This is a genomic window from Streptomyces sp. WAC04114, assembly GCF_019733245.1.
GTDB classification, from domain to species: Bacteria; Actinomycetota; Actinomycetes; order Streptomycetales; family Streptomycetaceae; genus Streptomyces; species Streptomyces massasporeus_A.
On sequence record NZ_JAIGQA010000077.1, the window covers coordinates 19,083 to 33,041 of the forward strand.

17 protein-coding genes are annotated in these 13,959 nt (G+C 72.1%); 11 read left to right on the forward strand and 6 right to left on the reverse strand.

Annotated features, from left to right (window positions below):
- Nucleotides 1-245: 245 nt before the first annotated feature.
- Nucleotides 246-464, forward strand: a complete 219-nt coding sequence (locus tag K4G64_RS20635; RefSeq protein ID WP_010037790.1) for a helix-turn-helix domain-containing protein — start codon at nt 246-248, stop codon at nt 462-464.
- Between the two features lie 149 nt (nt 465-613).
- Entirely contained in the window at nt 614-1,417 is an 804-nt protein-coding gene (locus tag K4G64_RS20640; protein ID WP_221757500.1) for an enoyl-CoA hydratase/isomerase family protein, read from the forward strand.
- 27 nt (nt 1,418-1,444) lie between these two features.
- On the opposite strand, the gene K4G64_RS20645 is transcribed toward K4G64_RS20640, so the two are convergent.
- Nucleotides 1,445-2,167, reverse strand: coding sequence for a nucleopolyhedrovirus P10 family protein (locus tag K4G64_RS20645; protein WP_221757501.1), 723 nt, complete (start codon nt 2,165-2,167; stop codon nt 1,445-1,447).
- An 87-nt stretch (nt 2,168-2,254) separates the two neighbouring features.
- Here K4G64_RS20645 and K4G64_RS20650 point away from each other — a divergent pair, with 87 nt between their 5' ends.
- The 5 genes from K4G64_RS20650 to amaP are packed head-to-tail and all read left to right on the forward strand — an operon-like array spanning nt 2,255 to nt 4,613.
- Nucleotides 2,255-2,728, forward strand: coding sequence for an Asp23/Gls24 family envelope stress response protein (locus K4G64_RS20650; protein WP_221757502.1), 474 nt, complete (start codon nt 2,255-2,257; stop codon nt 2,726-2,728).
- A 46-nt stretch (nt 2,729-2,774) separates the two neighbouring features.
- Nucleotides 2,775-2,957: a hypothetical protein gene (locus K4G64_RS20655; protein WP_221757503.1), complete on the forward strand. Its 183-nt coding sequence runs from the start codon at nt 2,775-2,777 to the stop codon at nt 2,955-2,957.
- The gene (locus K4G64_RS20660; protein WP_221757504.1) at nt 2,954-3,337 is read left to right on the forward strand and encodes an Asp23/Gls24 family envelope stress response protein; all 384 of its coding nucleotides are present in this window, start codon (nt 2,954-2,956) and stop codon (nt 3,335-3,337) included. The genes K4G64_RS20655 and K4G64_RS20660 overlap by 4 nt, the downstream gene beginning before the upstream one ends.
- Entirely contained in the window at nt 3,334-4,029 is a 696-nt protein-coding gene (locus tag K4G64_RS20665) for a DUF6286 domain-containing protein (RefSeq protein WP_221757505.1), read from the forward strand. The genes K4G64_RS20660 and K4G64_RS20665 overlap by 4 nt, the downstream gene beginning before the upstream one ends.
- Nucleotides 4,026-4,613, forward strand: coding sequence for an alkaline shock response membrane anchor protein AmaP (amaP, locus tag K4G64_RS20670; RefSeq protein WP_221757506.1), 588 nt, complete (start codon nt 4,026-4,028; stop codon nt 4,611-4,613). Before K4G64_RS20665 ends, amaP begins: the two co-directional genes overlap by 4 nt.
- Nucleotides 4,614-4,639: 26 nt before the next feature.
- Here the strand turns inward: amaP and K4G64_RS20675 are convergent, their stop codons facing one another.
- From K4G64_RS20675 to K4G64_RS20695, 5 genes are all read right to left on the reverse strand, one after another.
- Nucleotides 4,640-5,395 (reverse strand): SDR family oxidoreductase, encoded by a 756-nt coding sequence (locus K4G64_RS20675; protein ID WP_221757507.1) that lies wholly within the window; start codon nt 5,393-5,395, stop codon nt 4,640-4,642.
- 5 nt (nt 5,396-5,400) lie between these two features.
- Nucleotides 5,401-7,188: a glycoside hydrolase family 15 protein gene (locus K4G64_RS20680; protein WP_221757508.1), complete on the reverse strand. Its 1,788-nt coding sequence runs from the start codon at nt 7,186-7,188 to the stop codon at nt 5,401-5,403.
- A 107-nt stretch (nt 7,189-7,295) separates the two neighbouring features.
- Nucleotides 7,296-8,093, reverse strand: coding sequence for an SURF1 family protein (locus K4G64_RS20685; RefSeq protein ID WP_308122442.1), 798 nt, complete (start codon nt 8,091-8,093; stop codon nt 7,296-7,298).
- 49 nt (nt 8,094-8,142) lie between these two features.
- Nucleotides 8,143-8,376 (reverse strand): hypothetical protein, encoded by a 234-nt coding sequence (locus tag K4G64_RS20690; RefSeq protein ID WP_078625432.1) that lies wholly within the window; start codon nt 8,374-8,376, stop codon nt 8,143-8,145.
- Between the two features lie 79 nt (nt 8,377-8,455).
- Nucleotides 8,456-9,460 carry a DEDDh family exonuclease gene (locus tag K4G64_RS20695; RefSeq protein ID WP_221757510.1) on the reverse strand — a complete coding sequence of 335 codons (1,005 nt, stop codon included), beginning with the start codon at nt 9,458-9,460 and terminating at the stop codon, nt 8,456-8,458.
- A gap of 264 nt (nt 9,461-9,724) precedes the next feature.
- Here K4G64_RS20695 and uvrA point away from each other — a divergent pair, with 264 nt between their 5' ends.
- The 4 genes from uvrA to K4G64_RS20715 form a co-directional block, all read left to right on the forward strand.
- Nucleotides 9,725-12,193, forward strand: coding sequence for an excinuclease ABC subunit UvrA (gene uvrA, locus K4G64_RS20700; RefSeq protein ID WP_221757511.1), 2,469 nt, complete (start codon nt 9,725-9,727; stop codon nt 12,191-12,193).
- A gap of 112 nt (nt 12,194-12,305) precedes the next feature.
- Nucleotides 12,306-12,509, forward strand: a complete 204-nt coding sequence (locus tag K4G64_RS20705; protein WP_221757512.1) for a hypothetical protein — start codon at nt 12,306-12,308, stop codon at nt 12,507-12,509.
- Between the two features lie 22 nt (nt 12,510-12,531).
- On the forward strand, nt 12,532-13,035 hold the full coding sequence (locus tag K4G64_RS20710) for a DUF1360 domain-containing protein (protein ID WP_221757513.1): 504 nt from the start codon (nt 12,532-12,534) through the stop codon (nt 13,033-13,035).
- 117 nt (nt 13,036-13,152) lie between these two features.
- On the forward strand, nt 13,153-13,959 hold an 807-nt coding region (locus tag K4G64_RS20715; RefSeq protein WP_221757514.1), incomplete at its 3' end, for a sterol desaturase family protein.

Below are 13,959 nucleotides of genomic sequence, written 5' to 3' on the forward strand. Positions count from 1 at the left end.
ATCGATTTCGCGGCCGAGCCCCCGATTCTTCCGGGCTCGGCCGCGTCGCCTTTCTGACCTGGCCTTTTCCTCCACCATCCGTTCGGCCGCACGGGCACCGCTCTTCGGAATTCGACGTTCCGCATGTGGGGACGCGCTCCCGTCGTCACAACCTTGTCTCACGGACCTTGCCGAATGGGTGGCCATGAAGGCCCGGAGGGGTGATCATGAGGAGACCAGAGCGCACTTCCCATGAGGAGGCACGGGTGGCCGAGACTCTGAAGAAGGGCAGCCGGGTGACCGGCGCCGCGCGCGACAAGCTCGCGGCAGACCTGAAGAAGAAGTACGACGCCGGTGCGAGCATCCGGGCGTTGGCCGAGGAGACCGGCCGCTCGTATGGCTTTGTGCACCGCATGCTCAGTGAGTCGGGCGTCACGCTGCGAGGGCGTGGCGGGGCGACCCGGGGCAAAAAGGCCACGGCCTGACCCCGGGTGGCCCCTCGGCTTCGATGGTGGCCACCCGGTCGGTCGACTGATCGGCCGGGTGGTTACTGTGCAGTCACTTAAGCGTGGCCTGCCGCGGCGGTGAAGCCGTCGCGGGCACGCAAGACGACCGCACACATCGGAGGCGTCCCATGGCTTCGTCCGACCAGGACCTCGTTCCCGTACTCGACAAGGACGGCGTACGGCTCACCGTCGACGACGCGATCGCCACGGTGACGCTGACCAACCCGACCAAGCGCAACGCGCAGAGCCCCGCTCTGTGGCGGGCGCTGACCGAGGCCGGGCGGCAGCTGCCGGGCACCGTCCGTGTCGTGGTGCTGCGGGCCGAGGGCAAGTCCTTCTCGGCCGGGCTCGACCGGCAGGCGTTCACGCCCGAGGGCTTCGACGGCGAACCGTCCTTCGTCGATCTCGCGCGCGGCGCCGACGCCGAGCTGGACGCGACCATCGCCGAATACCAGGAGGCGTTCACCTGGTGGCGGCGCAGCGACATCGTCTCCGTCGCCGCCGTCCAGGGGCATGCCATCGGGGCGGGCTTCCAGCTCGCCCTCGCCTGTGACCTGCGCGTCGTCGCCGACGACGTGCAGTTCGCCATGCGCGAGACCAGCCTCGGACTCGTGCCCGACCTGACGGGTACGCATCCGCTGGTGGGGCTCGTCGGATACGCCCGCGCGCTGGAGATCTGCGTGACCGGGCGCTTCGTCGCGGCCGAGGAGGCCGTGAACACCGGTCTCGCGAACCTCGCCGTGCCCGTCGGGCAGCTCGACGACGCCGTGCGCGACCTCGCGTCGGCCGTGCTCGCCGCGCCCCGCGACGCGGTCATCGAGACCAAGGCGCTGCTGCGCGGAGCCCAGGACCGCACGTACGAGGAGCAGCGCACGGCCGAGCGCCAGTCCCAGGCCCGCCGCCTGCGCGACCTCGCCGGCGTCGGGGACTGAGAACCGCCGGTCCGGCCGGCAGCGCGATCAGCCGATCGCGCTCACCACGACCGCCACCGTCGGGTGATCCGGCAGCACCCTGCGCACCGCCGTCCGGACCTCGCGGGCCACGTCCCGGGCCCGCCGGTCCGCGCCCACCGCCAGCTCCAGCCGGACATGGCGGTGCGGCAGCGCGGCGCCCTCGCGGGACACTTCCTCGATGTGCACGGGGTGGCCCAGCGTGCCGGTCAGCCTGAGGACGCCCGGGACCTCGAGCGCGACGGCGGCCACCCGGGCCTGGTCACCGCCCTCGGCCCGCGCGAGAGCCGGGAGTTCGGGAAGGACCGCGGCGGCCCCGGCCGGCTCGGGCCCCTCCTCGTCCAGCAGCCCCGTCACCTTCAGGTCCACCTCCGTCACCGTCAGGCCGAGCCGCTGGGTCGCCGCCGTCGCCAGCGTCGCCCGCAGCAGGGACGCCGTCGTCGGCAGGGGCTGCGAGGCCGTGGCGGCGAACTCCGCCGTCACCCGCAGCGGTCCGGGCGGCAGAGCACTCGGCGGTGCCGGTACGGCCGGCTCCTCGGTGTCCTCCGCGCCGGCGACCGCGACACGGAGCGCGTCGAGGCGCACGCCCGGCGCGTCCCACGCCGCACTCCGCAGCACCGCCTCGGCTGCCCGCTCCGCGATCCACGCGCCGTCCCGCGCGTCACCCAGCGGCAGAAGCCTGCCGATTCCCAGCTGATGTCTCACTGCCTGCGTCCATCGGTCGGCCGTCATTCCTCCAGCCTGCCGCATCAGAGGCGCGCTCCCACGCAACCGTGCTTACGGTGGTCCAAGGACGACGACCGAAAAGGACGTACGGCGATGACTGACATGACCGAGAACCGGGGCGGGGAGTCCGAGACGGCGGCGGCGCGCAGGAGTCCGCTGACCAAGCGCGGGGGAGGAGACCCGGGCTCCCGGGGCCGGACGACCATCGCGGACGGCGTCGTGGAGAAGATCGCCGGGCTCGCCGCCCGCGACGTCGACGGCGTGCACGCCATGGGCAGCGGCCTGTCCCGCACCTTCGGCGCCGTGCGCGACCGGGTGCCCGGCGGCACGAAGTCGGTGACGCGCGGGGTGAAGGCCGAGGTCGGCGAGGTGCAGGCCGCCCTCGACCTGGAGATCGTCGTGGAGTACGGCGTGTCGATCGCCGATGTGGCCCGGGGCGTACGGGAGAACGTCATCAACGCCGTCGAGCGGATGACCGGTCTCGAGGTCGTCGAGGTCAACATCGCGGTGAGCGACGTGAAGCTGCCGGACGAGGAGGAAGAGGAACCGGAGCGCCGGATCCAGTGAGGCACGGTCCATCGGACACCACAGCGGCTGAGGAGCTGAGACGCGCATGAGCATGGCCGTGGTCGGCATGATCGCCGGCATGGCGCTGGCCTTCGCCGGATACTTCGGCGGATTCGGCGCCTTCGTGCTGGTGGCGGCATTGGGCGCCGTCGGCTTCGTCGTCGGCCGGTTCCTGGACGGGGACATGGACTTCGGCGACTTCTTCCATGTCCGTGAACGGCGGCGGTGACGCCCGTGAGCACGGGGGCCGGTGAGCTCGACAGACCCCTGGCGGTCGTCCCGCCCGGCGAGCGCGGCGCGACCCGGATCGCCGACCGGGTCGTCGCGAAGATCGCCTCGCAGGCGGCCCGCGAGGCCGTCGGCACGCCGCCGCCCGACGCCGACCGGCCGTCCGCGTCCGTCACCGTCCACCACGAAGTGGCCCACGTCCGGGTCCACATCGAACTCGACTACCCCTGCGACGTCGGCGCCCGCTGCCGCGCGGTGCGCCACCAAGTCGTCGAGCGGGTAAGCGACCTGGTGGGCATGCAGGTGCCGGAGGTCGTCGTGCACGTGGAGCGGCTGCACCTGACCGCGGCGCACGGCACGGCACAGGGGAGGGCGCGATGAGCGAACCCCGCGACGAGGAACAGCCCGCCGAGGGCGCCACGCAGCGGCTGCCCGTCCTCCAGCAGGAGACGGACAACGGCGGCGGAGCCGACCGGTCCGAGTCCCCGGCCGCCGACGAACCACCGCCCGGACCCGAGGACGAGGGCGAACCCGAGGGCCGCTTCTGGTCGGCGCGGCGCGTCCCCGCCGGCATCGTCGCCCTGCTGCTCCTGGGCCTCACCGGGCTGTTCCTCTACGACATCGTCTCCGTGCGCGCCGGCCGGCCCGGCATGTACTGGCGCCGGGAACTGGCCGAGCAGCTCGCCGAACGGCCCCTGGACGACACCTGGGTGCTCGTCGGCGCCGGGGTCGCCGCGCTCCTCGGCCTCTGGCTGCTGATCCTGGCCGCCACACCCGGCCTGCGGGACGTGCTCCCGATGCGCCGCAGACACGCCGGCGTACGCGCCGGACTGCACCGGGACGCCGCCGCCTCCGCGCTGCGGGACCGGGCCATGGAGGTGGCCGGCGTGCAGGCGGCGCGGGTACGGGTGCGCCGCAGGCGGGCGGACGTCCGTGCCGTGTCGCACTTCCGTGAACTGGACGACGTACAGACCGAGCTGGACGACGTGCTCTCCGACGCGGTCCGCGGACTGGGGCTGTCCCGGCCGCCCTCGCTGTCGGTGCGTGTCCGGCGGCCCGGCCGAAAGGGGTGACCACGGTGCTCGGCATCGTCAACCGCGTGTTCCTCGGCCTGGTGGGCCTGGTCCTGCTGGTGCTGGGGGGCTCCGTCCTGGCCGTGGGCCTCGGCGCCCCGGCGCCCTCGTGGTGGATCCACGACAGCAAGCACGACGTGCTGCTGAGCAACGCCGAGCGCACCCGCTGGCGCGACGACGGCTGGTGGTGGCCGGTCGTCATCGCCGTCCTCGCGGTCCTGCTGCTGCTCGCCCTGTGGTGGCTTGTCGCGGTGCTGCGCCGGCGCCGTCTGGCCGAGCTCCTCGTCGACACCGGCGACGGCGAGGGCGCCCTCCTGCGCGGCCGGGCCCTGGAGAACGTCCTCACCCAGGAGGCGGCCCACATCGACGGCGTGGGCGGGGCACACGCGCACCTCAAGGGCCGTCGCGGCGCCCCCGAGGCCCACGTACGCCTCGCACTGGAGCCACACGTGGACCCGGGGACGGCGCTGACCGACTTCGCGACCGGCCCCCTCACCCATGCCAAGACGTCGGCGGGCCTCGCCTCGCTTCCGGCGGAGGTGAGACTCAAGGGCGTCAAGCACGGCGCCGAACGGGTGAGTTGAGGACGCGCACAACCGGTCGCGGCCCGTCAGAACCCGTGCCGCGCTCCGCCGTCGACCGGCACCATGACGCCGGTCAGGTAGGAGGCCGCCGGGGACATCAGGAACGCCGCCACCCGCCCGAACTCCTCCGGAGCCCCGTACCGCCGCAGCGGGATCCGCGACTCCGACGCCGCCCGGGTCGCCTCGGGATCCGCCGACAGCGCGTCCAGCTGCCGCACCCGGTCGGTGTCGATCCGCCCGGGAAGGACACCGACCACCCGGATGCCGCGCGGCCCCAGCTCGTCGGAGAGCGACTTGGCGAACCCGGCCAGCCCCGGCCGCAGCCCGTTGGAGATGGTCAGCCCCGGGATCGGCTCGTAGACCGACCCGGACAGCACGAACCCGATGACGCCCCCGGCCTCCATCTCGGCGGCGGCGGCGCGGGCCAGCCGTACCGCACCGAGGAACACCGACTCGAACGCCGCCCGCCACTGCTCGTCCGTGTTGTCCGCGACGAACCCGGCCGGCGGGCCGCCCACGCTGACCAGCACGCCGTTGAAGCGGCCGAAGTTCTCCCGCGCGGCCGCGATCAGCCGGGCCGCCGCCTCCGGGTCGGCGTTGTCGACGGCGACCCCGACGGCGTTCGGTCCCAGCTCGGCCGCCGCTTCGGCGACGGTCTTCTCGTCCCGCCCCGAGACGACCACCTTCGCCCCGTCCGCGACGAGCTCACGCGCGGTGGCGTTGCCGAGACCCCGCGTGGCCCCGGTGACGACGTACACCCGGTCCTTCAGTCCAAGATCCATGGTCCCTATCCTGCCCCGTCCTCACCGAACAGGGCGAGGGCGGTGTTCACCAGCCCGATGTGGCTGAACGCCTGCGGGAAGTTGCCGAGGTGCCGGCCCGTCACCGGGTCGAACTCCTCGGAGAGCAGTCCGACGTCGTTGGCGAGGCCCGCCAGCCGCTCGAACAGCTCGCGGGCCTCCTTCGTGCGACCCGTCATGTACAGGGCGTCGGCGAGCCAGAACGAGCACACCAGGAAGGCGCCCTCGCCGCCGGGCAGTCCGTCGACCTCCCCGTCGTCCGTGCTGTAGCGGCGCAGGAAACCACCGCCGTGGGCCAGCTCCTCGCGGACCGCGTCGATCGTGCCGATCACCCGCGGATCGTCCGGAGGCAGGAATCCCACGCGCGGGATGAGCAGCAGCGCGGCGTCCAGTTCGCGCGAGCCGTAGGACTGCGTGAAGGTGTTGCGTTCGGCGTCATAGCCCTTCTCGCACACCTCCTGGTGCACCTCGTCGCGCAGCGTGCGCCAGCCGTCCAGGTCGCCGTCCAGCTCCGGATGGCGCTCCAGGGTGCGCACGGCCCGGTCGGCGGCCACCCACACCATCACCTTGGAGTGCACGAACTGGCGCCGGCCGCCGCGCACCTCCCACAGCCCCTCGTCCGGCTGCTGCCAGCTGGTCCGCAGGAAGTCCATCAGAGCGGTCTGCAGCGCCCACACGTCCGGCTGGGGGGACAGGCCCGACTCGCGGGCGAGGGACAGGGAGTCCATGACCTCGCCGTAGACGTCCAGCTGGAGCTGGTTCACGGCGTCGTTGCCGATGCGGACGGGGGCTGACCCGACGAATCCGGAGAGCCACGGCAGCTCGAACTCGGGCAGCCGTCTCTCGCCCGCCACGCCGTACATGATCTGCAGGTCCGCCGGGTCGCCCGCGACGGCGCGCAGCAGCCAGTTGCGCCAGGCCTCCGCCTCCTCCTGGTAGCCCGCGGCGAGCAGCGCGTTCAGGGTGAGGGTGGAGTCGCGCAGCCAGCAGTAGCGGTAGTCCCAGTTGCGCACCCCGCCCGGTTCCTCGGGCAGCGAGGTGGTGGGGGCGGCGACGATGCCGCCCGTCGGGGCGTAGGTGAGCGCCTTGAGGGTGATCAGGGAGCGGACGACGACGTCCCGGTGCGGGCCGTCGTAGCGGCAGCGCGAGGCCCAGGCCCGCCAGTCCTCCACACTGTGGCGCAGCGCGTCGTACGGGTCGACGAGCGGCGGGCGCGGCTCGTGGGAGGGGTGCCAGGTGAGGACGAACGCGACCTTCTCGCCCTTCTTGACGGTGAACTCCGCGTGCGTGCCGTAGTCCTCGCCCCAGCTGGTCACCTCAGGCTCGCTGCGCAGCCAGACGGAGTCCGGGCCGGCGACCGCGACGCGGTGGCCGTCGGCCCGGCGCACCCAGGGGATGATCGAGCCGTAGTCGAAGCGCAGCTTGAGGACGCTGTGCAGCGTGACCTCGCCGTCCAGGCCCTCGACGACGCGTACGAGGTCGGGGGCGCGGTCGCGTTGGGGCATCAGGTCGGTGACCCGGACGGCCCCCTGCGCCGTCTCCCACTCGGTGTCCAGGACGAGGGTGTCGCGGCGGTAGGCGCGCCTGGTGCAGCGGTCCGCGCCCACGGGGGCGATGCGCCAGTAGCCGTTGTCCTCGTCGCCGAGCATTCTGGCGAAGCAGGCGGCCGAATCGAAGCGGGGCAGGCACAACCAGTCGACGGATCCGTCCGTACCGACCAGGGCCGCGGTCTGCTCGTCGCCGATGAGCGCGTAGTCCTCGATGCTGGGGTGCACGGAGTGCGGGTTCCCGGCAACTCGGCGTGGCAATCAGGGCGGGAGCCGGGGGAGTGATGTGTTCCGGCCGGGGGGCGCGGGGCGTGCGTCCGACCCGGTCCGAGCGACTACACCGCCGCCGGTTCGGCCTCCGTCGTGTCGGCGCCCTCGGCCGCCTTCCGGGCCCGGTCCCTGGCCTCGCGGCGGGCCAGGACCGTCCAGCCGACCGGGACGGCCGCGGCGAACAGCCACCACTGAATGGCGTACGCGTAGTTCAGCGCCGCGTCCTCCTTGCCCGGGTTGCCCATCAGCTCGGGGGTGTCGCCCGTGGGCTCGGGGGACGTCTGGGCGATGTAGCCGCCGAGCACCCGGGCGTCCAGGCGCCTGGCCTGCTGATCGCTGTTGATCAGCATGATCTGCCGGTCCGGCAGGCCCTGGAGGTTCTTGATGCCGCTCGCCGCGGTCGTCTCGTCGGGCATCAGCCGTCCCGTGACGGTGACCTCGCCGCCGGGCGGGGCGGGGACCTTCGGGAACGTGGTCTGGCTCGGGCCGTCGGAGGGGATCCAGCCCCGGTTGACCAGCAGCACCTTGCCGTCGTCCAGGACGAACGGGGTCAGTACGTGGTAGCCGACCTCGTCGTCGGAGTTGGTGCGGCGCCGCACGACGACCTCGTCCTCGGTGTCGAAGCGGCCCTTCGCGGTCACCGTGCGGTACCGCTCGGCGCTGGTCACGGTGTGCCCGGGCGCCGTCAGCCTCTCCACGGGGACGGGCTCGGCCGCCAGGGCGTCGGTGACCAGCTGGTTCCGGGCGGTGCGCTCCTCGTAGCGGTGCATCTGCCAGATGCCCAGCCTGATCATCGTGGGGATGAGGAGCAGGGCGATCAGCGTGAGGATCACCCACTGCCGGGACATCAGGAAGCGGTACACCCCACGACCGTACAACTCGGTCGTGGGGTGCATTCAGGCGGGTACGGGTTCACACCTTGTCGACAATTCCTACCTTTCCCTCCGCGCGGGCGCAGTGGGCGCCGCAGTACCAGTGGCCCTCGACCTCGACGCCCTGGCCGATGATCTGCACCCGGCAGTGCTCGCAGATGGGGGCCATACGGTGGATCGCGCAGGAGAAGCAGTCGAAGACGTGCACCGCGCCCTGCGCGTGCACCTCGAAGGTCATTCCGTACTGATTGCCACATACCTCACAGGTCGCCATGCGCCACAGGGTGAGCCGTCGTCCCCGTGGGGGCGAGCGGGCGCCGGGCGAGTCGCCCGGCAATCACCCGTCCGTACGGTCATCCCTCCGACGCCGGCTCCACATCGGCGAGGAGTTGCCCGAACGCCGCCTCGTCCACGACCGGCGTGCCGAACTGCCGGGCCTTGACGACCTTGGACGTGCCCGAGTCCGGGTCGTTGGTGACGAGCAGGCTGGTCAGCCGGGACAGGCTCGTGGCCACATGCAGCCCGGCGTCGGTCGCGCGGTCCTCCAGCAGGTCCCGCTCGGTGGAGGTGTCGCCGGAGAAGGCGACCCGCATGCCCTGCTTGAGCCGCCCGCCCGGCTCGTACCGCCCGGGGTTGGGGTAGGGGCAGGCGGGGCGCTTGCGGGACGGGCGCCAGCTGCTCGGCCGGTAGCCGCCGTAGCCCCCGGGGCCACCCGCCTGCTGTCCGATGCGGGGTGTGGCGGGGCGGTCCGTCCATTCGGTCAGCGGCCGGCACTCGTGCAGCGGCAGCCGTACGTTCTTCGCCGCGGCGGCCCGCAGGCTCGGGCGGAACGCCTCCGCCAGCACGCGCGCGTCGTCCAGCGCGTGGTGCGCCCGCTGCTGGACGACGCCGAAGTGCGCGGCGAGGGATTCCAGCTTGTGGTTGGGCAGCGGCAGCCCAAGCTCCTTGGAGAGCGCGATGGTGCACAGCCGCTGCCGCACCGGCGCCTCGCGCTCGGCGCGTGCGTACTCCCGGGCGATCATCTGCCAGTCGAAGACGGCGTTGTGCGCGACGAGGACCCGGCCGGCCAGCCGGGCGGTGAACTCCTCGGCGATGTCCGGGAAGAGGGGCGCCCCCTCGAGGGCCTCGCTCGTCAGCCCGTGGATCCACACCGGGCCCGGGTCGCGCTCGGGGTTGACGGTCGTGTACCAGTGGTCCTCGACCTCGCCGCGCTCGTCCAGCCGGTAGACCGCCGCCGAGATGATGCGGTCGTCCCGGGCCAGGCCCGTGGTCTCCACGTCAACGACCGCGTATCCCTTGGGGTACGCGGTCGGCCACGGCGTGGCGGAGAACACTGCGGTCGTGAGGTCTTCCAGCATGGTTCCTGAGGATACGGGCCGCGACTGACAGCCCCATCCGCCAGGTGCGTCCGCCGGGCTCTTCCGACGCCCCCTCAGGCGTGTTGTCCGGTCTGTCCGTTCACGGGGCGTACGTCTGATCGATCCTCAGTCGATCAGATGTGCGCCTCACCCGGTGAAAGGTCTCCTGGGGGACCCGACCCGCCCGGGCCGCGCTCGTGCGGGCGGGGGGCCGGTGGCGGCGCCCGTCGCGCGGTTCCCGGTGCGATCAGGTAAGCAGGAACGGTGAACAAGGACGCGACCGACCCCTTCGTGCACGTCCGGGGCGCCAGTGAGAACAACCTGCGGAACATCGACGTCGACGTTCCGCGGGACGCGATGGTCGCCTTCACCGGCGTCTCCGGTTCGGGCAAGTCCTCGCTCGCGTTCGGCACGCTCTACGCGGAGGCCCAGCGGCGCTACTTCGAGTCCGTGGCACCGTACGCCCGAAGGCTGTTGCAACAGGTCGGCGCACCGCACGTGCAGGACATCACCGGACTGCCACCCGCCGTGGCCCTGCAGCAGCGGCGCGGGTCGCCCAGCTCACGCTCGACGGTCGGCACCATCACCACCCTGTCCAATCTGCTGCGCATGCTGTACTCCCGCGCCGGCACCTATCCGCCCGGGGCCGCGCGGCTGGAAGCCGAGTCGTTCTCACCCAACACCGCGGCCGGCGCCTGCCCGGAGTGCCACGGACTGGGCGTCGTGCACGACGTCGCCGAGGACCTGCTCGTCCCGGACCCCTCGCTGAGCATCCGCGAGGGGGCGATCGCCGCCTGGCCGGGCGCCTGGCAGGGGGCCAACCTGCGCAGTGTCGTGAACGGCCTGGGCATCGACATCGACCGACCGTGGCGCAGGCTCAGGAAGAAGGACCGGGACTGGCTGCTGTACACGGACGAGCAGCCCTCCGTGTACATCGAGCCGGAGGAGGACCGCATCGACTACGGCTATCAGGGCAAGTTCTGGAGCGCCCGAAAGCACGTCATGCACGTCCTCGCCGACTCCAAGAGCGAGAAGATGCGCGAACGGGCGCTCAGGTTCGTCAGGAGTGTGCCCTGCCCCGAGTGTCACGGCAGCGGTCTGCGGCCCGAGGCGCTCGCCGTGACCTTCGCCGGACGTTCCATCGCCGAGATCAATGCGATGCCGCTCACCGAGGTCGCGGCGCTGCTGCGGCCCGTCGCCGGGCGGTCCGAGGCGGACGCCACCACCTCGACCGCCCGATCCGGGGAGACGACCGAGGTCGCGGTCCGCATCTGCGGCGATCTGGTCGCGCGGATCGAGGTACTGCTCGACCTGGGCCTCGGATACCTCAGCCTCGGGCGCCGCTCGACGACCCTGTCACCCGGCGAGGCGCAGCGCCTGCGGATCGCCACCCAGCTGCGCTCGGGGCTGTTCGGCGTCGTCTACGTCCTCGACGAACCCTCCGCGGGCCTGCACCCGGCTGACGCGGAGCCGCTGCTGGACGTGCTGGACCGCCTCAAGGCCGCGGGCAACTCGCTGTTCGTCGTGGAGCACGACATGGACGTCGTACGGCGGGCGGACTGGGTGGTCGACATCGGCCCCGGCGCGGGCGAGGGCGGCGGACGCGTGCTGTACAGCGGCCCGGTCGCCGGTCTCGAGGAGGTCGGGGAGTCGGCCACGAGCCAGTACCTGTTCGGGCGCGCCCAACCGCTCGATCATCGCCCGCGCACCCCGCACGGCTGGCTGCACCTGCGCGGCGTCTCCCGCCACAATCTGCGCGATGTGGCCGTCGACGTACCGCTCTGCGTACTGACGGCGGTGACGGGGGTGTCCGGTTCCGGAAAGTCGACGCTGGTGACGCAGGTACTCGCCGAGGTGGTCCGCGGCCACCTCGGACTCGTACCCGAGGAGCCCGACGAGGCGCAGCTGGAGGTCGACGTCCAGGACGCGTCGGGGGTCGAGTCGTTCGACCGGCTGGTCCTGGTCGACCAACGGCCCATCGGCCGGACTCCCCGGTCCAACCTGGCCACGTACACGGGGATGTTCGACGCGGTGCGCAAGCTGTACGCGGCGACGGACGAGGCCAGGGCGCGCGGCTACTCGGCCGGGCGGTTCTCCTTCAACGTGCCCGAAGGACGGTGCGAGACCTGCCAGGGCGAAGGATTCGTCGCCGTGGAACTGCTGTTCCTGCCCGGTACCTACGCGCCGTGCCCGACCTGCCAGGGCGCCCGGTACAACGCCGAAACGCTGGAAGTCACCTACCGCGGCAAGAACATCGCGGACGTACTGGCGCTGTCCGTCGACGCCGCCGCCAAGTTCCTGTCCGACGTCCCGGCCGCCTCCCGCAGTCTGGAGACGCTGCGCGAGGTAGGACTGGGGTACCTGCGGCTGGGCCAGCCCGCGACGGAACTCAGCGGTGGTGAGGCGCAACGCATCAAACTGGCCACCGAACTGCAGCGGGCCCGCCGCGGGCACGCGCTCTACCTGCTCGACGAGCCGACGGCGGGGCTGCACCCCTCGGACATCGCGCTGCTGCTGCGACAACTGCACCGGCTTGTCGACGCCGGCAACACGGTCGTCCTCGTCGAACACGACCTGGACACGGTCGCCACCGCCGACTGGATCATCGACCTCGGGCCGGGCGGCGGCGACGCGGGTGGCCGGGTGGTCGCGAAGGGCCCGCCGACCAAGGTGGCGAGGGCCCGCCGCAGCGCCACCGCGCCCTATCTCGCCGCCCGGCTCGCGCGCTCCTGACGACGGCGCGAGGGACCGCCGGCCCAAGGCCCTGGCGCCCTGAACCGGGCTGTTTGTCCCCTTTCCCCGGGGGGACCCACCGCCCATGAGGAGAAAGCCAGGTCACCGCCGTATGGGCCAGAACCGGATGCTGATGCTGCCCGACTCGAGTGTCGGACCGGCGGCGGCCGGCCCCGCCGCGTCGGCGGGAGCGGTCGACGGGCACGTGGACCCCAGGCTGCGACGTGAGCACGGTGCGCAGCGGCCGGACGAGCGCGAAGCGGACGAGGCACCGGCACAGGGAGAAGAGGAAGAGGGCCGTGGGCGCAGCATCTGAGGGCCGTTTCGGGGAGCGTCTGATGCGACGGTGGAAGCGCACCGAACGTACCTACTCGGCGGAGGAGGACCGCCCGCTGCGCGGCTATCTGGTCACCATGGCGGCTTTCGGCGTGTACACGGCGGGGTGGGCGACGGTGGTCAAGATGCGCGGCCGTCCGCTGCCGGACCGGCCCGTGCCGTGGGACGTGGCTCTGACCGCGGTAGCGACGTTCCGCCTGAGCCGGCTGCTGAGCAAGGCGTCGGTGACCAGCCCGCTGCGGGCTCCCTTCACCACGTTCCAGGGCCCGCAGGGGCCGGCCGAGCTGCACGAGGAGGCGCGGTCCGAGGACGCCAAGGACACGGTCGGCGAGCTGGTGACGTGCCCGTTCTGCATGAGCGTCTGGGTGGCCTCGACCCTCACCGCCGGACAGCTGCTGTGGCCACGCGCCACCCGCACCGCCATGGGGGCGCTCACCGCGCTGGCCGGCGCGGACGCGCTGCAGCTGACGTACAGCGCGCTGGTGGCCAAGACGACCGGAGAGTGACCCCTCTTCGTCCCGTATCGGATTGGCGGGGACCGCCAAAAGCAAGCGTGTACCGTCGGTAATACTTGTGGGTAACAACGTCTGGCCGGGGCAGGGCGCCGGTCCTACGGTGCTTGCATGCCGAACCTGCCCGATGTCGTGCTGTGGTCCATCCCCGCCTTCGTGCTGCTCGCAGTGGTCGAGATGGTGAGCTTCCGCCTCCATCCCGACGAGGACGCGGAGGGCTACGAGGCGAAGGACGCCGCGACGAGCGTCGGCATGGGGCTCGGCAGCCTCTTCTTCGACTTCCTCTGGAAGATCCCGATCCTGGCGATCTACACGGCCCTGTACGAACTCACCCCGCTGCGCGTGCCCGTGCTGTGGTGGACCGTCCCGCTGATGCTGCTCGGGCAGGACTTCTTCTACTACTGGTCCCATCGCGGCCACCACGTCGTCCGCATCCTGTGGGCCAGCCACGTCGTCCACCACTCCAGCCGGAAGTTCAACCTCACCACCGCGCTGCGCCAGCCCTGGACGTCCCTGACCGTGTGGCCGTTCTACGTCCCGCTCGTCGTCGCAGGCGTCCACCCCGCCGCGCTCGCGTTCTGCTCCTCGGCGAGCCTCGTCTACCAGTTCTGGATCCACACCGAGCGCATCGACAGGATGCCCCGCTGGTTCGAGTTCGCGTTCAACACCCCCTCCCACCACCGCGTCCACCACGCCTCCCAGGGCGGCTACCTGGACCGCAACTTCGGCGGCATCCTCATCGTCTGGGACCGGCTGTTCGGGTCGTTCGCTGCCGAGACCGAACGGCCCCGGTACGGACTGACCAAGAACATCGACACGTACAACCTGCTCAAGGTCGCCACCCATGAGTACGTGTCCATCGCCAAGGACCTGAGGGCGGCGCGGGGTTGGCGCGAGCGGGCGGGACGCGTGTTCCGG

Excerpts from the sequence above, each read along its gene's own strand:
- K4G64_RS20710 (WP_221757513.1), top strand. The coding sequence starts at position 12,532 with ATGCGACGGTGGAAGCGCACCGAACGTACCTACTCGGCGGAGGAGGAC.
- K4G64_RS20695 (WP_221757510.1), bottom strand. The coding sequence starts at position 9,460 with ATGCTGGAAGACCTCACGACCGCAGTGTTCTCCGCCACGCCGTGGCCG.
- K4G64_RS20645 (WP_221757501.1), bottom strand. The coding sequence starts at position 2,167 with ATGACGGCCGACCGATGGACGCAGGCAGTGAGACATCAGCTGGGAATC.
- K4G64_RS20675 (WP_221757507.1), bottom strand. The coding sequence starts at position 5,395 with ATGGATCTTGGACTGAAGGACCGGGTGTACGTCGTCACCGGGGCCACG.
- K4G64_RS20640 (WP_221757500.1), top strand. The coding sequence starts at position 614 with ATGGCTTCGTCCGACCAGGACCTCGTTCCCGTACTCGACAAGGACGGC.
- K4G64_RS20690 (WP_078625432.1), bottom strand. The coding sequence starts at position 8,376 with ATGGCGACCTGTGAGGTATGTGGCAATCAGTACGGAATGACCTTCGAG.
- K4G64_RS20665 (WP_221757505.1), top strand. The coding sequence starts at position 3,334 with ATGAGCGAACCCCGCGACGAGGAACAGCCCGCCGAGGGCGCCACGCAG.
- K4G64_RS20655 (WP_221757503.1), top strand. The coding sequence starts at position 2,775 with ATGAGCATGGCCGTGGTCGGCATGATCGCCGGCATGGCGCTGGCCTTC.
- K4G64_RS20705 (WP_221757512.1), top strand. The coding sequence starts at position 12,306 with ATGGGCCAGAACCGGATGCTGATGCTGCCCGACTCGAGTGTCGGACCG.
- K4G64_RS20650 (WP_221757502.1), top strand. The coding sequence starts at position 2,255 with ATGACTGACATGACCGAGAACCGGGGCGGGGAGTCCGAGACGGCGGCG.